Below are 23,542 nucleotides of genomic sequence, written 5' to 3' on the forward strand. Positions count from 1 at the left end.
AATTGTCTCGTCAGCCGGAACCACCGCAGGTCGGGTGGCACAGGCGGCGGGCCAGGGCGCCCAGGAAGACGTCGATGATCTCGCCGGGACGGGACGCCACGTGCAGCGACCCGTTCGTGATCGAGGTGATCTCGCCGAGCGCGGCGCGGTCCACGTCCCGGCCGAAGGCGATGACGATGATCTGGACGGGCCGGTCGGGGTCCCATGCCTCCCGCAGCCCGCGCACGAGCTCTTGGCGGGAAATCCCGGCCCCATCGTCCTCGCCTGCCGTGATGACCAACAGCGAGTTGTTCATCGCGGGGTCGTAGGAGGCGGTGACCTCCCGGAATCCGGCCAAGACCGCGTCGTACAGCGAGCTGTCGCGGGCCGGGAAGGCACGGAGAGTACGGGTGAGGGTCTCCAGGCGCGAGCGGCGGGTCAGCCGGTCGTCGTCGCGGTCGGGCCGGACGATCGGCCCGAGGCCGACGAGCCGCCGGTACCCCTTGCCTCCGCCCAGCCCGTCGGCGAACTCCCACAGGCCCATGCTCGTCGACGCGGGGAACAGCTGAAGTCCCAGCCGGGCGGCCTCGAGCGCGACGGAGTGGCGGGTGGCGCCCTTCTTCCCGGCGATCGGCTCGGCCATGTGCCGCCCGGCGTCGGCCAGGACCAGGATGTCGCTCGGCGGGGCCAGCCGGCTCCAGGCGTCGAGCGCCTGGTCGATCACCGTGGGCGTGATGGACGGGCGCGGGCGTGGGTGATCGACGGCAATTCCCGGACCGGCGCCGATCGGCGGCTGGGCGCCGTCCGGGAGCCGGAACCCGCCGCGCCGCACGGCGTCCCCCACCTCGGGCGACCGCAGCCACTCGCCGAACAGCCGCGCCCCGGCGGCGTCGGCGGCGTCGGCGGCCGTCACGACGTAGGGGTAGTCGAGCATGATCGTGCCCTCTTTGGGATGCAGCGCGACGAGCGGATCGTCCGCGGGCGCCTGGTCGTGCAGCCACACCGACTGCTCGGGCACGACGACGACGGGCCGCTGCCAGAAGGACCGGTCGTCCACGGCGGCGAGCATCGAGCGGTAGTCCGGAGCCGACCCGGCCTGCGCCATGCGCACGAAGGCGGTCAGCTCCCGCGCCCCCTTGCCCCCGGTGCCGGCGATGTCGGTGGCCGCCGCCACGGTGGCGATGCCGGCGCCGGAGACCGACGGATCAGGGATCCGGACGACGTCCGGCTCCCGGGAGGTGGGCTGGAGCCGCCCGCGCGCCGTCGCCGGGAAGATCATCTCCCAGCTCATCTCGGTCCCGCCCTCGGCGAACCGCCGGGCCAGCGAGCGGCGGGTGGCGAAGACCAGCGGCGAGGTGGCGACGACCGTCTCGGTCGGCGCGACGTCCGGCGCCCCCTGCTTGCGGGCCAAGCGCACCCAGGCGGAGGAGTCGGGGATCCACGCGTCCGGGCGCCCGGCGAGCACCCCGGCCCGGTCTCCGGTCAGCGTCCGCATGACGGGCGCAGGCGGCTGCTCGGTGACCTGCACCAGCACGCACCGCCCCTCCACCGCGGTTCTGCGGGCGTTGAACCGCTCGGCCGCGGCCATGGCGACCGGGGATATGTCCACGGCGGCGTCCACGCCGACCAGGACGGGGTCCCGGCCGGAACAGCCGCCGGCGCCGCGGACGACCTTCACCGTGACCGCGACCGCCGCCAGGGCCAGGACGGCGGCGAGCACCACGGGCAGGACCCGGCGCCTGCCGCGCCGGGGCGCGGGCTCGGCGATCGGATCCGCCCGGTGCCGACCAACTCGACCAGACGCCACAATTCGCCTTTCCCTGAGGACGAGTCGGACGATTGTCCCAAGGGATCCCACAAGCCGCGCAAGTCCTCGCACGGTGTGAGTGAGGAACTTGTTATAACTCCCGTCTGATAGCGCGCCGTACGCGAACCCGGGAGCCGCCCGCCCGTGCCGCGCGGACGCACGACCTCGGCGGCCGCCCGTCAAGATCGCCGGCAGGGCAGCGGTGGGCCACGGGCGGTGGACGCCGGGCGGTCGCCGCACCGACCGCCGAGGCCCGGCCTCGGGCACCCTTGCGTTTCCCCGCAAAGGTCTTGTTGCCGCATCCGGCTCTCAACAATGCTGCGGCCATGAAACACCCGTGATTCACGTTCTGCGCCGGCCCCGCTTCAGGCGATTCGCCAAGCGCCGCCGTCGGAGCATGCGGTTGGCCGCGAATCAGGCCACCCAGATCCTCATGAAACGCGCGCCTCGTTCACGAATCCGGCTGAAGCCGCGGCGCGCCAATGAGCCGATGAAAGAAAAGAGAGAGCAATGCACAGGAGAAACACCGCCCTCGCCGCGCTGGGACTCGCCGCCCTGGCGCTGTTCGCCACCCCCGGTGCCGCGCAGGCGGACAACCCGTCCTCATCCGATTCCGCCGTGACCACACCGACCTCGAAGGCCGTGCCGATCGCGTCGGCCCCGTCGGCGGTGTCGGCGGCGTCGGCAGCGGATGGCTACTTCCTGGCATGGTATGAGACCAACAGAGGAGGCCCTTACTGCGAGTGGCTCAATGATGACGGCAACTGGGACACCTGTTCCGGAATGTTCAGCGAGATGAGCATGCGCAATCAGGCGAGCTCCTTGGAGAATCGCGGCTGGCCCGGCTCGTACGACGACGTCAACCTGTACTACAGCCCGAATTACCTGGGCTCCAGAAACTGCCTGCCCAACGGCTACTATCTGAACAACCTGGCGGGCATCTATTTCCTGTGGGACGGAAAATCGGGCCAGGGCAAGTCGATGAACAACAACATCGCCAGCCACCGCTGGACGAACTCCTGTTGAGCCCAGCGGCACAGCGACGCCGGCGTCTTCGCGCCTGAGAGAGCGCCGCGGCGTCCGGCGAAGGGCTCCTCGCTCCCGACGAAGGAGACCGGGAGACGAAGGAGACCGGGAACGCAGAACCCCTGCCGGATGCCGCGGCCCGAAGATCACCACAGGCGGAACAGACTCGCGACGCGTCGCGGTCCCTCGGGAAGGGGCGGGTCAGGCGGGCGGGACCGCGACGCGTCGCGGTCCCTCGGCAAGGGGCAGGTCAGGCGGGCGGCGGACGCTGCGGCAGACGCCGTCGCTGGCCTTCGCGGCGGCCAGGCGTTCCGCGGAGGGGGTGCCGTAGCCGGTGGTGCGCTGGCGCAGCGGGCGGCCGGTCGGCTCCACCATCGCGGCGATGTCACTGATCGTCTTGTAGGAGCCGTTCTCCGACCCGGCCATCCTGCTGATCGTCTCCTCCATGAGCGTCCCGCCCAGGTCGTTCACGCCGCCCGACAGCACGGCCCGGCACAGGTCGTCCTGGAGCTTGACCCACGAGCACTGGATGTTGGCGATCGCGCCGTGCAGCATGACGCGCGCCAGCGCGTGGACGGCGCGGTTCTCCCGGGCCGTCGGTCCCGGGCGCGCGATGCCCGCCAGGTAGATCGGGGCGCTGTGGTGCACGAACGGCAGCAGCACGAACTCCGAGAAGCCGCCGGTCTCCTCCTGGATGCGGCGGATCAGCCGGATGTGGGCCACCCAGTGGGCCGGGGTGTCCACGTGGCCGTACATCATCGTCGAGGTCGTCGGGATGCCCACACGGTGCGCGGTGGTGATCACCTCGACCCACTCGCGGGTCGGGAGCTTGCCCTTGGTGAGCACCCAGCGCACGTCGTCGTCCAGGATCTCCGCCGCCGTGCCCGGCAGCGAGTCGACCCCGGCCTCCCTGGCGGCCACCAGCCAGTCGTGGATCGACAGATTGGTCCGGCTCGCGCCGTTGATGACCTCCATCGGGGAGAAGGCGTGGACGTGCAGGTCCGGGCACCGCTTCTTCACCGCCCTGGCGATGTCGAAGTAGGCCGTTCCGGGCAGGTCGGGGTGGATGCCGCCCTGCATGCACACCTCGGTCGCCCCCGCCTCCCACGCCTCGGCGGCCCGGTCGGCGACCTGGTCCAGGGACAGGGTGAAGGCGTCGGCGTCGGTGCGCCGCTGCGCGAACGCGCAGAAGCGGCAGCCGGTGTAGCAGACGTTGGTGAAGTTGATGTTGCGGTTGACGACGTAGGTCACCTCGTCGCCGGCGGCCTCCCGCCGCAGGCCGTCGGCCACCCGGCACAGCTCCGCAAGGTCGGCGCCGTCCGCGCCCAGCAGCGTGAGGGCCTCGGCGTCGGTGAGTCCCGCCGGGTCGGCCTCCGCGCGGCGCAGGGCCGCGCGCATCTCCCCGTCGACGGCCCCAGCGCGCGCGGGGGCCACCCCGGCCTGGGCTGCCCCGGCCTTGGCCGTCGCGGCCTGGGCCGCTTCGTCCGCGACCGGTCCTGTCGCGGCCACCCCGGCCGAGGCGGCAGGCATGCCGCCAGGCGCGACGCCGGCCGGGAGCCGGTCGCGCAGGGCGTCCCAGTCGCCGTAGACGCGAGCGAAGTCGTCGCGCCGGTCCTGCGCCCGCCCTGAGGCGTCGACCTCCACGTGCAGGTCGGTGCGGCCGACGGCGGCGAACCCGCCGTCGGGCTCCTGCCACGGCCTGCCCTCGGGGTTCACCGGCCGGGCCAGGCCGGTCTCGGGGTCGGCCAGGGCGGCGACGTGGCCGCGCAGGCGCGGGTCCAGCCAGGGCTCGCCGGCCAGCACGTACTCGGGGTAGATCGTCAGGCGCTCCTTGAGCGTGAACCCGGCGGCGGCGGTGCGGGCCGCGAGCTCCTCGATGTGCGGCCAGGGCCGCTCGGGGTTCACATGATCGGGGGTCAGCGGCGAGACCCCGCCCCAGTCGTCGATGCCGGCCCTGATCATCAGGTCGTACTCGTCGCCGATGAGGTTGGGCGGCGCCTGGACGCGCGTCCGCCCGCCGAGCACGAGCCGGGTGACCGCGATGGTCGCGGCCAGCTCGCTGAGATCGGCGTCCGGCATGCCGCGCATCGCGGTGTCGGGCTTGGCGCGGAAGTTCTGGACGATGACCTCCTGGACGCCGCCGTACTCCCGGGCGACCCGCCGAATCGCGAAGATCGACTCCGCGCGGTCGGCGACGGTCTCGCCGATGCCGATCAGGATGCCGGTCGTGAACGGCACGTTGGAGCGGCCGGCGTCCTCCAGCACGCGCAGGCGGACCGCGGGGTCCTTGTCCGGGGAGCCGTAGTGGGCCTGGCCCTTCTCCTCGAACAGCCGGCGGGAGGTCGTCTCCAGCATCATGCCCATGGACGGGGCGACCGGCTTGAGCCGTTGCAGGTCGCGCCAGGTCAGGACGCCGGGGTTGAGGTGCGGCAGCAGCCCGGTCTCCTCCAGGACGCCGATCGCCATGGCGCGCACGTAGGACAGGGTGTCGTCGTAGCCGTGGGCGTCCAGCCACTCGCGGGCCTGGTGCCAGCGGTCCTCGGGCCGGTCGCCGAGGGTGAACAGCGCCTCCTTGCACCCCATGGCGGCGCCCTGCCGGGCGATCTCCAGCACCTCGTCCGGGGTGAGGAACGGGGCGGGCAGCTTGCCGGGGGCGGTGGCGAACGTGCAGTAGCCGCAGCGGTCCCTGCACAGCCGCGTGAGCGGGATGAACACCTTGCGGCTGTAGGTGACGACCTGCTCCCTGCCCACGGAGGCCAGCCCGGCGTCCCGGACGCGGCCGGCGTGGTCGAGGAGGCGGTCGAGGTCGGCGCCCCTCGCGTGCAGGAGGACCGTCGCCTCCGCCGGGTCGAGCGCCTTGCCGTCCCTGGCCCGGGCCAGCGCCCGCCGCATGGCTGCGTCTGTGGGATTCGCGTTCATGCATCGCACAGTACGAAACCCTCGCGTCCCGGCCCTTGGGCGGGGGTGCGCCGCGCCCTGTGACCGATCAACCTCCGGAGTCGGCGCGCACGCTCATCGGTTAAGAGCCTCTTAACGGTACTACCCAGAGAATCTCGATGGACGTGAAACTATGCACGCGCACATAATAGAAGGGCACCCAAGGGAACCTTCTCAAGGAGTCACGATGTCCTGGCTGATCCTCGTCCTCATCGTCGCCGCCGCCGTGCTCGCGCCGCTGTTCGGCACCGACACCCGTGACGGGCGCGACTGGGCCTCCAGCTCCCCGACCATGGCCGGCGACCGTTCCTCGTTACTCGCCCGCTGACCGGCCCGCCCCGGCCCGCTGACCGACCCTCTCCCGCTGACCCGCCCGCTCGGCCCGCTGACCGGCGCGCCCGACGGCCGACCGACCTGTACGGCCCGCTGACCCGCCCGCTCGCCCCGCTGACCCGCCCGCTCGCCCCGCTTGACCGGCGCGCTCGGAGGTCAGAAGGAGCGGTAGTCGCGGGCGGCCATCCGCGGCCCGCGCGCCGGCGGCCGCCGGCCGCCGAGCTCCAGCAGCCGCACGATGCGGTGGCGGTGCCCCCGGTAGGGCGACAGCAGCTCCAGCATTCCCGCGTCGTCGGTCTTGCGGCCGGTCAGCGACCAGCCGACCAGCGACGGAAGGTGGTAGTCGCCGACCGAGACGGCGTCGGGGTCCCCGTACGCCCGCTGACGGACCTCCGCCGAGGTCCACACCCCGACGCCCGGCAGCGCCCGCAGCAGCCGGTCGGCCTCGGCCTCCCCCGCCGCCTCCAGCTTGGCGGCGTGCAGGGCGGCGTTGACGATCGTCCTGGCCCGCACGGCCTCCGCCCCCGCCCGGTGCCAGTCCCAGGACGGGATCGCCCGCCACACCTCGGGCTCGGGGAACACCCGCATCGTCGCCGGCGCCGGGCCCGGCGCGGGATCGCCGTAGCGGGACAGCAGCCACCGCCACGCCCGCCACGCCTCCCGGCCGACGACCTTCTGCTCCAGCACGGCGGGCACGAGCGCCTCGAACACGCGCAGCGTGCGGCCCACCCGCAGGCCCGCGTGCCGGGAGGCCAGCTCGCGCACCAGCGCGTGCCCTTCGGGGCCGAGCGCCCCCATCAGGCGCGCGAAGTCGCCGACCCGGTCGTGCGCGCCGAGCAGATCCGGCAGGGTCTCCAGCATCCAGCCGGCGCCGGGCCCCCAGGCGTGGGCGACCACCGTCCGCTCACGCGGCTCCACGGTGACGCGCAGCGTGCCGGCCCCCTCGGGGGTGCGGGAGGTGCGCCAGATGGCCCGGTCGGCGGTGAGCTGCCAGGCGGGGTCGCCGCCACCGCGCCGGTGCGGCGCCATGGCCGACTCGACGTCCGCCGGAGCGTCCGGCCGCCACCTGCGTTCTCGCACAACGCCAGACTAGTTCTCGCCCGACGCCGGACTATTGGCGCGGCCGGAGCCCGGCCGCGCCCTCCCCTGGAGCAGATCTCCCCCACGCCAGACCTCGCAGGCGTCGGACCCCGCAGACGTCAGACCGCGCAGACGTCGAACCCCGGGACGTCGAACCTCGTCGGCGTCGAACCTCGCAGACGTCGAACCGCGCAGACGCCAGACGTCGCAGGGGTCAGACGTCGCAGGGGGTCAGACGTCGCTGGAGAAGCGGACGGCGCCCGGCGGCAGCCGCACGTCCGGCCAGACGCGGGCCCCGGCCAGCAACTCGTTGCCCGGCCCGACGACCGCGCCCTCGCCGATGACCGCGTTGCGCAGCACCGCCCCCGACGCCACCCGGGCCCGCGCGCCGACCACCGAGTCGACGACGACGGCCCCGGACTCGATCACCGAGTCGGCGTCCAGCACACTGCCGTGCACCGACGCGTCGGACTCCACGACGGCCCGCGGCCCGACGACCGTGCCGCCCTCGATCTTGGCGCTGGGCGAGACCTGGGCGCCGGGCAGCGCCATGAACTCCCCGCAGGGCGCGGGCAGCGCCGGAGAGGGCAGGCGGCCCAGCACCAGGTCGCAGGAGCCCTGGACGAACGCGGCGGGAGTGCCCACGTCCAGCCAGTAGGAGCGGTCGGCGTACCCGAGCACCAGCTCGCCGGCCGAGATCATGCCGGGGAACGTCTCCCGTTCGACGGAGACCACCTGCCCCGCCGGGATCCGGTCGATGGCCGAGCGCTGGAAGACGTAGCACCCGGCGTTGATGCGGTTGGTCACCGGGTTCGGGGTCTTCTCCAGGAAGGCGGTCACCCGGCCCTGGTCGTCGGTCGGCACGCACCCGAACCGCGAGGGGTCGTCCACCTCGGTGAGGTGCAGCGTCACCGCCGCCCCGCGCGAGACGTGCATCCCGACCTGCTCGGCGATGTCGTGCCCGGACAGGATGTCGCCGTTGAGTACGAGCACCGGCGCGTCCGGGCCGCAGGTGAGCGCCTCGGCGGCGTTGCGGATCGCCCCGCCGGTGCCGAGCGGGGTCTGTTCCGTCATGTACGAAAGCGACAGGCCGAAGGAGGAGCCGTCTCCGAACGCCTCGGCGAACATCGAGGCGCGGTAGGAGGTGGCGAACACGATGCGCCGGACGCCGAAGGACCGGGCACGCGCGAGTTGGTGGGCGAGGAACGGCACGCCCGCGGTGGGAAGAAGCGGCTTGGGGGTGCTCAAGGTGAGAGGGCGAAGACGGGTGCCCTGCCCGCCTACGAGGAGAATGGCCTCCAGGTGCGCCGACTCCGGCGAGTAGCTGCTCGTCACACCGGTGAGGCTAGCTCACTGATCGACCGCTCGTTGAAAGCTCATCATATGCGCCTCGGCGGAGGCCTCCCACGTGAACTCTCGCGACCTGGCAAGACCCGCCTCGGCGAGCGCGCGCCGGCATTCCCCGGACGAAAGGAGCGCCCGCAGCGCGTCGCTGATGCTCCCGGCGTCGGGCTCGGTGTAGGCGACGGCGTCCCCGCCGACCTCGGGCAGCGAGGTGCGGTGGGTGGTCAGCACCGGCGCCCCGCAGGCCATGGCCTCCAGCACCGGCAGCCCGAAGCCCTCTCCGCGGGAGGGGAAGGCCACCACGACCGCGCCGCCGAGGAAGCCCGGCAGGTCGGCGAAGGAGAGGTAGCCCGGGCGAACGACCCGCACCGCCACCGGGAGCGCGCTGATGGCCTCGTCCACCTCGTCGCTCCACCCCGCCCCGCTCGCCAGGACCAGCGCGGGAGAGCCCGGCAGGTCGCGGACGGCCTGCCCGAAGCCCTTCACCAGGTTCGGGACGTTCTTGCGCGGCTCGAAGGCGCCGAGGAAGGCGACGTACGGGCGGCCGCGCAGACCGAGCCGCCCCGACACCCGCTTGACCTCCTCCTCCGACGGCTGGTGGAACAGCGCCCGGTCGACCCCGTGGTAGGCGACGTCGATGCGCGTCGGATCGGCCGCGAGCACGCGCACCAGCTCGTCGCGGGTGGCCTTGGAGGGCACGATGACCCGCTCGGCGCTGCGGACGGCCGTGCGCGTCGCCGCGCGGAAGAAGGACGCCCTGACGTTGTCGTGCCGTCCGGGCTCGGTGAACCAGGTGACGTCGTGCACGGTCGCGACGGTGGGCAGCCCGGAGTGCAGCGGGATGGAGTAGTACGGGGCGTGGATGACCTGCGCGCCGACCTGGCGGGCCAGCACGGGGATGCCCGTCTGCTCCCACACCAGCCGCGCGGCGCGGTTGGTGATCGCCGGAGGCCCGGCGAGGATGCGGGCGGAGGGGGCGATCTTGCCGTAACGCTCGGCGTCGGCCCGCTGGCAGACCACCGACAGGTCGGCGCCGGCCCGGTCGAGCGCGGCGACCAGCCCGTCGACGTAGCGGATCAGGGCGCCACGGTCGGCCGGAACCGCCGCGGCGTCGACGAGCACTCGGGGCGTCAAGAGCGATCGCTCCCTTCCGATCTCGGTGCCGGTCATCGGCGGAGATCGCGTGCGGGCGAAGGTCACCAGATCGGTGCGAACCGGCAGGGCCACCCGTGTGTCCCGCCGGTCACCGCCGGCCCCTCGCCCCCGATCCCCATCGGCATCACTCTATTGCGAGGGTCCCCGAATCCGTGAGAGATATGACAGGCATTTAGGGCGTCCGGTGGGCAACGAATGCGGAAAATCAGTCGTGTTCGGCGGTGACGGGAACGGATTCCGCGCGCCGGGCGGCCAAGCCCGCGAGGCCCGCCCACATCAGGTCGCCGAGCGAGACCAGCAGCCGCGAGCACAGGGCGGCGGCCAGCGCCGTACCGCCGGGGAGGACGGGGGCGAGCGCCGCCACCATCGCCACCTCGCGCACCCCGGCCCCGGCGGGCGCGATGACCACGATGAACCCCAGGCACCAGGCCAGCGAGAACGCCCCCAGGGACAGCGCGAGGGCGCGCGGCCCGGCGGCGCCGAGCCCGGTCACGACCAGCCAGAGGTGGACGCCGTAGGCCGCCCAGCCCGCGAACGCCCAGCCCGCCGAGGCCAGCACGCCGCGGCGGCTGAGCGGGCGCTCCAGCGGCGGCCGGCGCAGCAGCCGCAGGCCGAGGCCGAGCACGCCGTTGACGACGCGCGGGTGCAGCCCGGCGACCAGCACGGGCAGCAGCAGGAGCAGCCAGGCGTAGCGGGCGACCGAGTCTCCGGCGAAGGCAGGGAGGGTGAGCACCGCCACGCCCAGACCGCTGGCCAGGTAGATGGGGTAGGTCAGGAAGAAGGCGGTGGCGCTGCGCGAGCGCGGGACGCCGAGGTCCTTGCCCATCTCCATCTGCGCGAGCACCGGCCACAGCGAGCCGGGGATGTACTTGCCGAGCTGGCCGACGAAGAAGACCTTGGCGGCGTCGGTGAGCGCGAGAGGCGACCCGAGGTCGGCCAGCAGGGCACGCCACATGAGCATCCCCGCCGACAGGGCCGCGAGGACGGCCACCAGCGATGCGGCGAGCAGCGGCCACGACAGCCGGGAGAAGCCGTCGGCCACCTGTGACCAGCGCCCGGCGACGGCCCACGCCCCGAAGCCGAGGGCCACCAGCAGGAACAGCAGCCGGACCAGCTTCTTGCGCGCCGAGCGGGCGGGCGGAGCGGTCACGGAGTCCGGACCGGGCACGGAGTCCGGACCGGACATGGGGTCCGGAGGGGTCATGGGGTGCGGACCGGCTCGGGGGGCTGCGGGAGGGCGGGGCCCAGCGGCCGGCGGGGCGTCTTGGTGGCCACCCACAGATAGGTGGGCACGACCGGCAGCAGCGCCCGCAGCGCCGGGCGCGGCGTGCGCGCCAGCGTGCCCTGGGCGGCCCGTCCCACGGCGCCGGGGAACAGCTCGGCCCCGGCGAAGCGCTCGGGCGAGGCCAGCACCGGGAAGGAGTAGTCCCAGACGTGGAATCCGGCGAGCATGCGCCGCAGCCCCGCCCGGGTGCGGAAGCGCTCGTAGTAGTGGTCGGCGCGGCCGAAGGCGCGCACGTACCGGTCGGCCAGCGACGGCGGCAGGTAGGACAGGAACGGCAGCTTGTAGTGCGGCTCCATCACCCCGAGCCGGTTGCCCAGCCCGAGGTAGAGCACGCCGTCGTCGGCCAGCACGCGGTGCAGCTCGCGCACCACGGCGTCGGGGTCGACCACGTGCTCGTAGATGTGGTTCAGCACCAGCACGTCCATGGACCCGTCGGGGAACGGCAGCGCGGTGCCGTCGGCGCAGACGAACTCGACCCGCTCGCCGAACCGCCCGGCCGCCTTGCGCAGGCCCGGCACGTCGATGTCGATGCCGAAGGCGTGCCGCGCGCCCGCCGAGGCCAGCTCGTCGGCGATGAACCCGGCCGAGCAGCCGATGTCGGCCACCGTCAGCCCGTCGAGCACGCCGGGGGCGCCGGGAGCGCCGTCGCCGGGGCCGGGGTCGCGGCCCAGGAAGTGCGCCAGGACGGCGATGATCTTGGCGGCCTTGCGGCGCCGCTTCGCCTCGTCCAGCATCGCCGCCTGGATCTGCGAGTACTCAAGCTGCGCCACGCGTTCACTGCCCACGGCCATCCACCCTAGTGGCTGGCGACGGCGTGACTCGTATGGTCACGGGCCGGCCATGATCGGGCAACGCGGCGGAGCAGACGGCTACCGGCCGGTAACCAGCCGTCGTACGCTGGGCGGATGGTGAACCGGCTGCGATCAAGTCCTCTGCTCCGGGTGGGGCTCGCGCTCGTCGCCCTCGCATTCCTGGCCTACGGCCTGTCCCGCAACTGGAACGACACGGTGGCCGCGATGGCCCGGCTGTCGTGGTGGACGGTCGCGGGGTCCTTCGCCGCGGTCCTGGTGGGTCTGGGGTTCATGCTCGTCGCCTGGCAGGTCGTGCTCGCCGGGTTCGGCTCGCCCCTGCCGATGCGCGTCGCCGCCAAGGTGCTGTTCGTCGGGCAGCTCGGCAAGTACGTCCCCGGCTCGGTGTGGGCGTTCGCCGCGATGATGGAACTGGCCCGCGACCACGGCTCGCCGCCGCGCCGCACCTTCGGCGCGACCGTGATCGGGCTGGTCGTCTCGCTCGGGTGCGCGCTCGGCCTCGCCGCGGTCACCCTGCCGTTGACCTCGCAGGACGTGGCCAGGCAGACGTGGTACCTGCTGCTGCTCATCCCGTTCATCGTGGCGGGGCTGCACCCTCGCGTGCTGACGTTCGCGCTGAACCTCGCGCTGCGCGTCGCCCGCAGGGAGCCCCTGGAGCAGGTGCTCCCCGGCCGGGCGATGCTCGTGGCGGCCGCCTGGACGATGGGCGGATGGCTGTTCTACGGCCTGCACATCTGGCTGCTGCTGCGCGACATGGCCCCCGGCGGCCCGTCGCTGCTGGCCGTCGCCGCCGGGGCCTACGCGCTGGCCTGGGTGACCGGGCTGCTCACCGTGATCATCCCGGCGGGCATCGGCGTCCGCGAGGGGGCCATGGTGCTGGTGCTCGCGCCCGTGCTCGACGCCCCGCACGCGCTGGTCATCGCCGTGGTGTCCCGGCTGGCCTTCACCTTCGCCGACGTCGCCTGGGCGGGCATCGGGTTCGTGGCGGCGCGCGGTCAGGCGCCCGCCGACAGCAAGGCGGCGGTGTACGCGGCCCAGTGAGGCTCGGGGTCGACGGCCTTGACGCCCTGGCGCAGCCGCTCGGGCTCGCCGTCCTGGTAGAAACGGCCGATCGCCTCGGTCAGCGCGTCCACCGAGCCCGGCTCGGCCAGCAGGCCGTCCACCCCGTCGGTGACGTGGTCGGCGAGCGCGCCCACCCGGGTGGCGATGACCGGCAGCCCGTGCTCGTGGCCGAGCCAGGCGTTCTGGCTGGCCGTTGCCGACCGGTAGGGCAGCACGAGGGCGTCGGCGCCGGCGAACAACCCCGGCACGTCATCGGCCGCGACGTACCCCGGCCGCAGCTCGACCCGATCGTCCAGGCCCAGCTCGGCGACCAGGGCGCGCGTCTCTTCCAGGCCGCCCCAGAACTCCCCCGCCACCGTCAGCGACACGCCCGGGACCCGGGCGAGGGCGCGCAGCAGCAGGTCCAGGCCCTTGTACGGGCGCACCATGCCGAAGAACAGCAGCCTACGGCGCACTCCGCCGGACGCCGCCGCGAGGCTCTCACCCTCGGACGCCGCGAGCCCCTGGCCCTTGGACGGCAGGTGCGGCGGCAGGCCGGCCACGCGCACCGGCGCGGGCGCCAGCCCGCGAGCGAGCCCCGCCTGCTCCTCGGAGTGCGCGAGCACGCGGTCGACCCGGCGCAGCAGCGCCTTGACCAGCGGCGCGTCGTACGGCTTGCGCTCGTGCGGCAGCACGTTGTGGCACAGCGCGACCACCTCGGTCGCGCGGCGCAGCCCTGCCAGGATGCCCAGATAAGGGGGCACCTGCACGGGGCTGAGCAGGGTCAGAACGGCCAGGTCGGCGCCGCGCAGCCGGCGCCCGCAGCGCAGCCACCCGTCGGGACGGCGCCAGTCGAGCTCGCGGCGGACGCCGGGGAACGGCTCCCCCTCCGGCGCGGAGATCGTCTGCTGCCCCGGGTACAGGAAGGAGGGGTACTGGGCGCGCCAGGACTCGATCACGACGTCGTGCCCCAGCGCCGTCAGCCGGTGGGCGAGCTCGGTCGTGTGCTGCGCTCCGCCGCCCTTGTACGGGTAGGTGGGCCCGACGATCGCGACGCGCACGTCATTCGCCCCGAGATCGCACGATCAGGTCGGCGAGCAGCGCCAGCGACCCGATGATCAACCCCGAGAGGAACGTCATCACCGTGCTCGCCGGGAAGTAGAACGGGTGGCGGACCATGTCGACGACGCCCTTGCCCAGCGCGATGACCACCAGCCAGATCGCCGGCGGCATGAGCACCTTGAGCGGGTTGAAGTACATCACCATCCGCAGCACCTGCAGGATGTAGCGGTAGGCGTCGGAGATGAAGCTGAACTTCGACGTGCCCGCCCGCTTGCTGTACTCGATCGGCATGTAGTGCACGTCGTGCTGGTTGGACAGGAACGCCAGCGTGATCGTCGTCACGCAGGAGAACCCGGGGGGCAACAGCCGCAGGTACGGCAGCGAGACCGACCGGCGGAAGGCCCGCAGGCCGGAGTTCAGGTCGGGGATCTCCTGCCCGGCCAGCCGCTCGGCGACCTTGCGGATGAACCACTTGGCCGGCACGCGCAGGATCTTGTGCGACCCCTGCTCGCTGGTGCGCGCCCCGACGACCTGGTCGATCGTCGGATCCTTCTCCAGGATCTGCACCAGCTCGGGGATGCGCTCGTTCGGGTAGGTCATGTCGGCGTCGGTCCACACGACGATCTCGCCGCGCGCGTCCTGGGTGCCGATGCGCCGCACGGTGCCCGAGCCGCCGTTGCGGTGGAAGGCGACGATGTTCATGTGCGGGAACCGGGGCGCGGCCTCGCGCAGCCGGTCGAGCGTCCCGTCGGTGGAGTGGTCGTCCACCGCGACCAGCTCATAGGTGTAACCGCTGGCGTCCATGGCGCCGGTGATGCGCTCGACCTCGGCGATGACGTGGTCCTGCTCGTTGTAACAGGGCAGAACGATCGTCACATACGGCTTGGCGTCCACGGCGGATCCAGTCTCAGGCGTCTCGGTCACACTCACGTCGGGCGAGGATACAGGGCCCGGCCGGCATCCGAGTGTCCCTCGACCCCATCTAGGACTCTTCCGTCCCCTTTTGTCGTTCTGCCCGCCGGGTCGGCTCGTACTCCCCGTCCCTCCCGTGACCGCAGGCCGCACGCGAGACCCCAGCACCGCCCGCACGCCCGGCATGTCCTTCGGCGGCCTCGCGCACGCTGTGACTCAGAGGACGGACTGGACGCCGGGCACGTTCTTCAGCGCCTGCCGTATGAGCTCGGCCGCGTCCGGCCGGGCGAGCTTCACGTGATAGGACTCCGGCATGTTCACCAGGAGTTGGGGAGGACCGGCCCTGTCCTCGGGGTCGTAGTGCTTCTGCAGCTTCAGCGCGTGCTCGCGATCCTCGAAGTAGATCTTCTCCACCCCGTCCACCTCCCGGATCCTGTCCAGGATGACCTCTCTCTGCCGTTCGGTGGGCGACTGGTACCTGGAGGACGCGCACGCCTTGGGCGCACCGGTGCCGCACAGGGTCACGGTCACGTTCGCCTTGCCCGTCCAGAAGTCCGTCGGCGCGCGATAGATCTTCCACACGCCCGCGATCCGGCCGCCCCGTTCCGCCACCTGGCCGAAGACACCGGGGCTGGTGAGAACCCCCTCGAAGGCGTCGCGGAACATGTCACGGGTCATCGTCGTCACCAGGCCGTCGGTCCGGTAGACGACGCCGTGCTTCTTGCCCGCCTCCTGGAACTCGGCCTCGCCGCTGACGAACCGCACCGAGGCCACCCCCGGGACGGCTCGCAGCTCCGTCTCGATACGGCGGAGGTCTCTGGTGGCCGCCGCGCCGCCGGCCTGGCACTCCGGGATCTCGGGCTCGCAGAGGAAGACCGAGAACCTGTCCTGCACGGGCAGGGCGACATCGGGCGGCGGCAGCGGCTCGCGGGACTTCAGGTACAGGTATCGGCCGCCGCCCCCGACCAGCCCGAGCAGGACGACGACGGCCGCCACCACCGCCAGCGGTCTCCGGTGAGCCGACGCCCACCGCCTGCCCGCCGCCTCCCACACGCGTAATCGGGACTCGCGTTCGGAGTCTCCGTCCCCGAACGCCAACTCCTCGCCGGTCTCGGACGGCTCGGCTCGCCACTCCATGTCGTCAACTCTTCCGATCGTGACGACCCGCCGTCAACCGCGGGCCGCGCGGGATCACCGCACGTCTTCGACGCCGGGCACGTTCTTCAGCGCCTGCCGCAGGCGCTGGGACGCGTCAGGCCCGGCGATCTTCACGCGGAGGGACTCCTGCATGTTCACCAGCAGCAAAGGAGGGTCGAAGGACCGGTCCTCGGGGTAGTAGTGCTTCTGCAGCCGCAGCGCGTGTCGCCTGTCCTCGAAGTAGACCTTCTCCACCCCGTCCACCTCGCGGATCCTGTCCACGATGGCCTGCCTCTGCCGCTCCGTCGGCGACTCGTAGTCGAGCGGCGCGCACTCCTTGGCCGCGCCGGTGCCGCACAGGATCACCGTCACGTTCGCCTTGCCCGTCCAGTATTCCGTCGGCGTCCGCCAGACGTCCGCCACGCCCGCCACCAGACGGCTCCGCGCCGCCACCTGGGCGAAGAGCTCGGGGCTGCGGAGCACGCCCTCGAAACCGTCGGCGAACATGTCACGAGTGATCGGCATCATCGAACCGTCCGGCTGCTGGTAACCGCCCTTCTTCTTGACCCGCTCGAACTCGGCCTCGCCGCTACGGAACCGCACCGAGGACACCCCTGGCACGGCCCGCAGATCGGCCTCGATACGGCCGACGTCCTTGGCGGCCTCCGCGCCGCCGTCCTGGCACTGGGTGATTCCGGCCCCGCACAGGACGACGACGAACCTGTCCTGCACGGGCAGGGCGACGTCCGGCGGCGGGAGCGGCTTGCGGGACTCCTGGTACAGGTGCCAGCCGCCGGCGCCCAGCGCCCCGAGCAGGACGACGAACGCCGCAACGGCGGCCAGCAGCTTGCGATGCGCCGAGACCCACGTCCGGCCCGCCGACTCCCATGCCGATAATCGCGACTCGCGCCCGGGGTCGTCCCCGAACGACAGCTCCTCGCCGGCCTCGGGGGGTTCCACTCGCCAGTTCATGGCGTCCACTTTTCCGATCACGCCTCCCGGGCGTCAAACGACGAGCCGGAAACGGTCAGACCGCGCCGGGGATGACCATCCACACGTCGATCGAGAGGGACCAGGTGCCGTTCGGGGCGTCGATGAGGGAGCGCTCGTCCTGGCGCGTACGGAGCCGCACCACCTGCACGGGCGTCCCGTACCGGATCAGCTGCACCTTCTCGGCGGCCAGCAGCACCGGGACGCGCCCGGCGGCGCGCACGCGCCGGACCAGCCGGGTCACGTCGGAGGCCGCCGCCACGTCGCGCGTCGTGTCCGCCCCGCCGTCGTCCGGGGGGGTCGCCGCCGGGGCCCCGGGAACCGGAGGCGTGGCGCCCCCGCCCTCCGTCCGGACCTGCGCGGCCGGCCGGTCGCACATGGCCCGGACGACCTGGGTGAACCGGTCGCCGGTGACCCGCTCGATCATCAGGACCGACGCGTCGGGCGGCAGCGCCGCGCACAGCCCTCGCACCGCCGCCGCCTCGCCGCGCTCCACCGGGGTGAAGGCGGTGCCGATCGACGTGACCGTCCCCGGCGCCACCAGCAGCACGGCGCCCGCCGCGGTCAGCCACCGCATGGCCGTCGTCCCGTACCCGGCGCCGCGGATCCTCGCCCACGCCCAGCGCAGGCCCCACACCGCGAGGACGACCAGGCCCGGGATCACCACCGGCACCAGCCGCCGCGACGCGAACGGATGGTCGGGGGTGATGGCGGGCCGCCACAGCGTCGTCACGGTCGTCCAGCCGATGATCGCCAGCGGCAGCAGCCACGGCAGCCCCCTGCTCCGCGCCATCCGCCGCACCAGCACGGCGGCGGCGAGGGTGGCCAGCATGACCACGGGCACGCCGACATACCAGATCACCCAGTACAGCGACTGTTCCGAGTAGAGCCGGGTCGGATCGGGCCGCATCCCGTTCGCCTGCTGGGTCCACTTGATGAAGATGGAGTTCAGCGTGTCCTCGACCGTGGCCGGCACGCGCCGCACGGTCTGCACCCACGGGCGCACGGCGAACCCCGCCATCACCAGGACGACCAGCGCCGCCAGCACCTCGGGCAGGCGGCGCGCCGGGCGCCACGCGCGCACGGCCCTGCCCGCCGCCGGGATGACCCGCGGCCCGGCGACCGCGCCCGCCACGGTCAGCAGCAGCACGGCCCCGCAGATCACCAGCAGCGGCCTGACCGAGTCCGACAGGTAGTTCAGGTACGGCCGCGACAGGAAGAAGGCCGCCACCAGGCCCAGGCCCGCGCCGCCCAGCAGGCCGCCGAGCAGCGGCACGCCCATCCGCGCGTACGCCTCGCCCCGGCCGCGCCGCCCGCGCAGCGCGATCAGCAGCCCCGCGTACACAAGGACGGGGAGCACGTCCCGCAGCCCGTCCACCCGCACCAGGACGGCGAGACCGAAGGACAGGCCGGCCAGCACGGCCGTCCCCCGCGACCGGCCGAGCGCGTCGGCGGCCAGCGCCATGCCACCGAAGATCAGGATCAGGGACGGGATCTCGCTGAACGTGGTGCGCGAGGTGTAGAGGATCGGCAGCGCGACGGCGGACGCCAGCGCCGCCACGGGCGCCCACCGCGCGCCCGCCAGCCGGGCGGCGACCCCGGCCACGGTCAGCACGGCCAGCGCGCCGAGCACCGGCGGCACCATCAGCAGCCCGGACAGCCCGCCCAGCCACGCGCCGATGGAGTCGATCAGCGGCGCCCCCGGCATGAACTGCGGCACCACCGCGCCGCCGTGGTCGTAGAAGCCGATGCTGTCGAACCGCAGCGCCGGGTCCGGACCGCCGAACGCCGCCGTGGGATAGGGCATGGGCAGGAAGCCGTGCCCGGCCAGCCAGGCGGTGTACTGGGCGTAGGTCGCCGGGTCCCTGCGGACGATCAGCTGCTCGGTGTGGAAGATCGCATTGAACACCCCGGAGGCGACCGCCACCCCGACGACCGCCCACACATGCCCCGCCGAGGCGTCCCCCACCTCTCCCCCGCCTCGCGCGTCGCGGGTGTCGTGCGGCCGTCCGGCGAGGCCACCGGGCGGCCTCCCGGACCGGGTGCCGTACACGCACAGGGCCGCGGCGAGGGCGCCGCCGAGCAGCAGCGCGGGCAGGGGACGGAACCAGCCGGCCAGCAGCAGCGGCAGTCCGGCGAGCAGCCAGCCGGTCAGGACGAGCGCGGGCATGGCCGTCACCGCCGCGAGCACCCGGCCCGCCTGCGGCCACCCTGAGCGATCGCGCCAGACTCCGTCCATGATCCCGGCGAGCCTAGCGGCCGCGCTGTCCCCCCGTGTCGCCACGCACCCCTCCCACCGGTACCTTCCCACCCCCGAGAACCAGCGACGCTCTCGGGCCGCGCGGCGGCCGGTGACGGCCGCGAGCCGCCGAGCAGGTCCGCGCGGCCGGACAGCGCACGGGCCGGTCGGCGCGGGGGCCGGAACGGGGCGCGGGCGGGTGGCCGGCCGGTAACGTAGCGGCGCGTACGCGGGTCTCGCGTGCGCGTTCGTGTCTTCCCGGGACGCCGGGACCCGTGGGCTGGGGGTGGAGTGGTCGCTTCGGAGCGGGGCTCCGGCGTGCGGACCGGCGCGGGCGAACCCTCCGGGCCGTCCTCCGGCGGGCGGGTCCGTTCCTGGTGGCCGCCCTCGGGCGGGGGGTTCTCCTCGTGGTGGTCCTCGGAGCGGGCGGGCGCGCGGCTGTGGGGCGGGCTGCGGGCGCACCGGTGGTTCCTCGGGGTGCTCGGGCTCGGCGTGGCGCTGCGCGTGGTGGCCATGCTCGGCTATCGGCCGGTGCTGTGGTTCCCCGACTCCTACACCTACGTGGTGACGGCGCTGCGTCCCCGTCCCGACCTGGTGCGGCCCGCCGGTTACTCGATGTTCCTGCGCCTGCTGGAGCCGTTCCACTCCTTCGGGTTCGTGGCGTTCGTCCAGCACCTGCTCGGGGCGGCCATCGGCGTGCTGGTCTACGCCGCGGTCAGACGGGCCGGCGGGCGGGTCTGGGCGGCGACGCTCGCGGCGGCGCCGGTGCTGCTGGACGCCTACCAGGTCCAGCTCGAACACCTCCTGGTCTCCGACACGCTGTTCGCGTTCCTGCTGGTGGCGGCCATGTACGTGCTGCTGGGCCGGCCCAGGTGGCGCGCCGTGTGCCTGGCGGGGGCGCTGCTGGGCGCGGCGACGCTGACGCGCACGGTGGGACTGCCGCTGCTCGCCGTCGTGGCGGTGTGGCTGCTGGTCCGCCGTCCCAGCCGGGAACCGCTGGTCCGCCGTCCCCGGAAGCAGACCTCCGGCGCCGACGCCGCCGGAGCGGTGTGGCCGCCGGTCGGGCGTCCTGGTGAGCAAGCACCGGCTGCCGGACGCGCCGTCGGTGCCCGCGGGGTCATGACGCGGGCATGGCGGCGGGCGCGGCCGGCGGCGGTGCTGGTGCTCGTCGCGCTGGTGCCGATCGCGGGGTACGCGGCCTGGTTCTGGGCGACCTACCACCGGGTCGGCATCGTGGGCTCCAACGGCGTCTTCCTGTACGGGCGGACGATGTCGTTCGCCGACTGCTCGGTCATGCGCCCGCCCCGGGACCTCGCGGTGCTGTGCGACGACAGGCCGCCCTCGCGCCGCCCGCCGTCGCAGGAGTACGTGTGGGCGCCGGACGCGCCGTTGGTGGCGTTGCCGGGCATCACCTTCACCCAGGAGACCGACCGGCTCGCGGGGCGGTTCGCGCTGCTCGCGTTGCGCAGCCAGCCGCTGGACTACGCCGCCTCGGTGCTCTCGGAGCTGGCCCGCTCGTTCACCCCGAACCGCCCGGTGTACCCCGACCAGGAGATCTACGACTACTACGAGTTTCCGGCGCGGACGCCCCCGCCGCCGGGACGCTACCCGGCGACCTACGGGGCGAGCCTCGCCGTGCGCTATGAGCGGGGTCCGATCGGCACTCGCGTCGTCGAGCCCCTCGCGGGGTGGACCCGCGCCTACCAGGACGTGGTGTGGCTGCCGGGCACGGCCTTGCTGGCCGTCCTGCTCCTGCCTCCGGGCGTGGCCGCGGGACGCGCGTGGCGGTCGCGGGCGCGCCGCCGCGCGGAGGGGCCTGGGACGAGCCGGACGGCGTGGGCGCCGCCGTGGGTGATGGCGGTGTCGTTGCTGGTCATTCCGGCCGCCACGGCGGAGTTCGACTACCGCTATGTGCTGCCCGCCGTGCCGCTGGCGTTCCTGTCCGCGGGGCTCCTGACGGCGAGACAGACGGACCGGTCATGACGGTCGTGACCTGGTGATCCTGTGAACTTCCAGTAAACCCACCGTTTGCGTTATTCCAGGAAATATCCTCGTGTCGGTATGCTTGGCCGCCCGATCGACCCCCTCTGGAGTAACCGTGATCATGCGCCTGTTCCTCCGATCATGTCGCCCAGAGTCGGCCCGGTGACTAACCTCATGACGAAATGAGCGAGCACCGACACGGCGCCACGGTCACCAACCATCGGAACGCGCCTCCCGCCTCCGGTCGCCGGTCCAGCCGCGGCCGAGCGATGGAGCAGCCTCCCGTGGACGTCCCTCCCCGCGAAGGGGGCCGCCGCCGCAGAGGCGTTCCCCCCGACGCCCCAGCCCCGGTACGGCCCGCGGGCCCCCACGGCCCGTACGAGAACCATCCCTCGGGCCCGCAGGACTTCCCCATGGTGGACGAGCAGCGCGGCCGCCGCCAGCGCGGCGGTCCCGTCGAGGGGCCTCCGCCGCCGGACGAGCCCGGCCGCGGCCGGCGGCGCGGCGGCGGCGACGGCGGTCCCGGAGGCGGCGGCCCGCCTCCGCACGGCAGCGGCGGCAACGGGCGCATGCGCGTCCTGGCCTACGTCAGCATCGCGCTCACCAGCGTCATGGTGCTGCTGGCGCTCACCGGCTACACGCTGTACCGCAACGTGCTCGGCGAGGTCCGCACCGAGGACGTCAGCGGCGACCTCAACGCCAACCGCCCCGTGAACGCCACCGGGGCGCTCAACGTCCTGCTGGTCGGCTCCGACTCGCGGGCCGGCGACAACAAGAAGTACGGCCAGCACATGAGCGACCTGGGCGAGCGCACCGACACGATCATCCTCATGCACGTGTCGCCGAACCGCGACAAGGCGACGCTCATCAGCTTCCCGCGCGACTCCATGGTGCAGATCCCCGAGTGCAAGAACGCCCGCACCAAGGTGGCCATGCCGCCGCGTCTCGACATGATCAACTCCGCCTTCAACGAGGGCGGCATGGCCTGCACGATCAACACCATCGAGGCCAACACCAACATCCGCGTCGACCACTACCTCAAGGTCGACTTCACCGGCTTCAAGGCCATCGTCGACGCGCTCCAGGGCATCCAGATCTGCGTGCCGACGGCGGTGGACGACAAGCAGGCCAAGCTCCACCTGCAGGCCGGCAAGCAGATCGTCAAGGGCGAGACCGCGCTCGCCTACGTCCGCGCCCGCCACTCGCTCGGCGACGGCAGCGACATCAGCCGCATCAAGCGGCAGCAGATCTTCCTGTCCCAGGTCGTGAAGAAGGCCACCAGCGGCGACACCCTGACCAACCCCGGCAAGCTGCTGGCCCTGGTCAAGGCGGCCGCCCACTCGGTCGTCATGGACCCGCAGCTCGACGTCGACACGCTCATCCAGATCGCCCAGAGCGCGCGCAGCCTCACCGCCAAGGGTGTCAAGTTCGTCACGGTTCCCTGGCAGCCGTACACGGAGGACAAGAACCGCGTCCAGTGGAAGCAGCCGGACGCCGGCAAGATGTTCGAGTCCCTGCGCACCGACACCGAGGTCACCCCGTCCCCGGCGCCCAGCGCGTCGGCCTCCGGGCCGGCCAAGCCCGCGATCAAGCCGGGCCAGGTGCGCATCCAGGTCGTCAACGGCACCAACACCGCCGGCAAGGCCAAGGAGGTCGCCGAGGCGCTCGCGGCACAGGGCTTCAAGGTCACGCAGGTCGGCGACGCGCGCAACGCCGACGGCACCGACCGGCCGAAGACCATGCTGCTCTACGCCAAGAACGCCGCCGACGGCGCCGACTACGCCGCCCCGGTGGCCGCGAAGCTGGTGCCCAAGGTCACCCCGGCCTCCGGCAAGGTGAAGGCCGGCCTGGTGCAGCCGTTCACCCCGTCGGTGACCCCCACCACCCCGCCGGCCGGCGCGACCGCGACGCCGGCGCCCGGCGCCCCGATCATCCAGCTCGTCATCGGGGCCGACTTCAAGAACGTCAAGGTGCCGGTCACCATCCCCGACAGCGCCCGGGTCGTGGACTCCAAGACCGACGTCTGCAGCACCTGACCCGAAAGGCCGACAAAGGCCGAAAAGTCCTGGACAAGGCCCGGTTCCCCTGAGGGACCGGGCCTTGTCCATGCCGCGCCCGGCTTCTGCGGGAATCCGGTGCGCGGGTGGCGGGGCCCTGATGGCGGTTCAGCGATGCCCATGCTCGCCAGGGCGCTGCTGCGAGACGCGGATCCCCGGGCGTCGAGACGAGACGCCGGCCCGGGCGTGCTTTCTCGCCGGACGCCGGTCAAGGTGCCGGGGCGCCGGGAGAGCTTCGCCGGGCGCCGGAAAGGGCCGGACATGACAGGGCCGGACCGGAGTTGTCAGAGGTCCCAGCAAGGGCAAGTTCGGAGTCCGTCGCGACAATTGAAGATCGGCGCGTTAGGGTGGATCATCTGGCAGGCG

The 23,542-nt window shown here is 73.0% G+C and carries 17 protein-coding genes; 5 read left to right on the forward strand and 12 right to left on the reverse strand.

All coding sequences use genetic code 11. The features are described 5' to 3' along the window. Positions 1–10: 10 nt before the first annotated feature. On the reverse strand, positions 11–1,786 hold the full coding sequence (locus ABZT47_RS06835; protein ID WP_354837039.1) for a substrate-binding domain-containing protein: 1,776 nt from the start codon (positions 1,784–1,786) through the stop codon (positions 11–13). A gap of 510 nt (positions 1,787–2,296) precedes the next feature. Here ABZT47_RS06835 and ABZT47_RS06840 point away from each other — a divergent pair. Beyond that, entirely contained in the window at positions 2,297–2,812 is a 516-nt protein-coding gene (locus ABZT47_RS06840; protein ID WP_354837041.1) for a peptidase inhibitor family I36 protein, read from the forward strand. Positions 2,813–3,013: 201 nt separating this feature from the next. On the opposite strand, the gene ABZT47_RS06845 is transcribed toward ABZT47_RS06840, so the two are convergent. Then, complete coding sequence (locus tag ABZT47_RS06845) at positions 3,014–5,731, reverse strand: bifunctional FO biosynthesis protein CofGH (protein ID WP_354837043.1); 2,718 nt, start codon at positions 5,729–5,731, stop codon at positions 3,014–3,016. Between the two features lie 205 nt (positions 5,732–5,936). Between ABZT47_RS06845 and ABZT47_RS06850 the strand changes: the two genes are divergently transcribed. After that, positions 5,937–6,077: a hypothetical protein gene (locus tag ABZT47_RS06850; protein WP_354837045.1), complete on the forward strand. Its 141-nt coding sequence runs from the start codon at positions 5,937–5,939 to the stop codon at positions 6,075–6,077. A gap of 161 nt (positions 6,078–6,238) precedes the next feature. Here ABZT47_RS06850 and ABZT47_RS06855 read toward each other — a convergent pair whose 3' ends face one another. The 5 genes from ABZT47_RS06855 to ABZT47_RS06875 all read right to left on the reverse strand — a co-directional run bounded on the left by ABZT47_RS06855 (position 6,239) and on the right by ABZT47_RS06875 (position 11,731). Then, the gene (locus ABZT47_RS06855) at positions 6,239–7,162 is read right to left on the reverse strand and encodes a DNA-3-methyladenine glycosylase 2 family protein (RefSeq protein ID WP_354837047.1); all 924 of its coding nucleotides are present in this window, start codon (positions 7,160–7,162) and stop codon (positions 6,239–6,241) included. 231 nt (positions 7,163–7,393) lie between these two features. Then, a complete protein-coding gene (locus ABZT47_RS06860) occupies positions 7,394–8,497 on the reverse strand; it encodes an NDP-sugar synthase (RefSeq protein WP_354837049.1) in 1,104 nt (367 codons plus the stop codon). 15 nt (positions 8,498–8,512) lie between these two features. Further along, the gene (locus ABZT47_RS06865; RefSeq protein WP_354837051.1) at positions 8,513–9,640 is read right to left on the reverse strand and encodes a glycosyltransferase family 1 protein; all 1,128 of its coding nucleotides are present in this window, start codon (positions 9,638–9,640) and stop codon (positions 8,513–8,515) included. A gap of 226 nt (positions 9,641–9,866) precedes the next feature. Next, positions 9,867–10,811, reverse strand: coding sequence for a lysylphosphatidylglycerol synthase domain-containing protein (locus ABZT47_RS06870; RefSeq protein ID WP_354837053.1), 945 nt, complete (start codon positions 10,809–10,811; stop codon positions 9,867–9,869). Positions 10,812–10,861: 50 nt separating this feature from the next. Continuing rightward, the gene (locus ABZT47_RS06875) at positions 10,862–11,731 is read right to left on the reverse strand and encodes a methyltransferase domain-containing protein (protein ID WP_354837055.1); all 870 of its coding nucleotides are present in this window, start codon (positions 11,729–11,731) and stop codon (positions 10,862–10,864) included. A gap of 120 nt (positions 11,732–11,851) precedes the next feature. On the opposite strand from ABZT47_RS06875, the gene ABZT47_RS06880 reads away from it, so the two are divergent. After that, on the forward strand, positions 11,852–12,796 hold the full coding sequence (locus ABZT47_RS06880) for a lysylphosphatidylglycerol synthase transmembrane domain-containing protein (protein ID WP_354837057.1): 945 nt from the start codon (positions 11,852–11,854) through the stop codon (positions 12,794–12,796). Here ABZT47_RS06880 and ABZT47_RS06885 read toward each other — a convergent pair. From ABZT47_RS06885 to ABZT47_RS06905, 5 genes are all read right to left on the reverse strand, one after another. Continuing rightward, positions 12,751–13,857 carry a glycosyltransferase family 4 protein gene (locus ABZT47_RS06885; protein ID WP_354837059.1) on the reverse strand — a complete coding sequence of 369 codons (1,107 nt, stop codon included), beginning with the start codon at positions 13,855–13,857 and terminating at the stop codon, positions 12,751–12,753. The genes ABZT47_RS06880 and ABZT47_RS06885 overlap by 46 nt on opposite strands. Position 13,858: 1 nt before the next feature. Beyond that, positions 13,859–14,788 (reverse strand): glycosyltransferase family 2 protein, encoded by a 930-nt coding sequence (locus ABZT47_RS06890; RefSeq protein ID WP_354837061.1) that lies wholly within the window; start codon positions 14,786–14,788, stop codon positions 13,859–13,861. A gap of 198 nt (positions 14,789–14,986) precedes the next feature. Beyond that, positions 14,987–15,907 carry a permease-like cell division protein FtsX gene (locus ABZT47_RS06895; RefSeq protein ID WP_354837063.1) on the reverse strand — a complete coding sequence of 307 codons (921 nt, stop codon included), beginning with the start codon at positions 15,905–15,907 and terminating at the stop codon, positions 14,987–14,989. A 54-nt stretch (positions 15,908–15,961) separates the two neighbouring features. Next, a complete protein-coding gene (locus ABZT47_RS06900) occupies positions 15,962–16,879 on the reverse strand; it encodes a permease-like cell division protein FtsX (RefSeq protein WP_354837065.1) in 918 nt (305 codons plus the stop codon). 55 nt (positions 16,880–16,934) lie between these two features. Beyond that, positions 16,935–19,136 (reverse strand): hypothetical protein, encoded by a 2,202-nt coding sequence (locus ABZT47_RS06905; protein WP_354837067.1) that lies wholly within the window; start codon positions 19,134–19,136, stop codon positions 16,935–16,937. A 291-nt stretch (positions 19,137–19,427) separates the two neighbouring features. Between ABZT47_RS06905 and ABZT47_RS06910 the strand changes: the two genes are divergently transcribed. Next, on the forward strand, positions 19,428–21,119 hold the full coding sequence (locus tag ABZT47_RS06910; protein ID WP_354837069.1) for a phospholipid carrier-dependent glycosyltransferase: 1,692 nt from the start codon (positions 19,428–19,430) through the stop codon (positions 21,117–21,119). 284 nt (positions 21,120–21,403) lie between these two features. Next, positions 21,404–23,155 carry an LCP family protein gene (locus tag ABZT47_RS06915; protein WP_354837071.1) on the forward strand — a complete coding sequence of 584 codons (1,752 nt, stop codon included), beginning with the start codon at positions 21,404–21,406 and terminating at the stop codon, positions 23,153–23,155. Positions 23,156–23,542 lie beyond the last annotated feature (387 nt).

Source organism: Sphaerisporangium sp. NPDC005289 (assembly GCF_040607455.1).
GTDB classification, from domain to species: Bacteria; Actinomycetota; Actinomycetes; order Streptosporangiales; family Streptosporangiaceae; genus Sphaerisporangium; species Sphaerisporangium rhizosphaerae.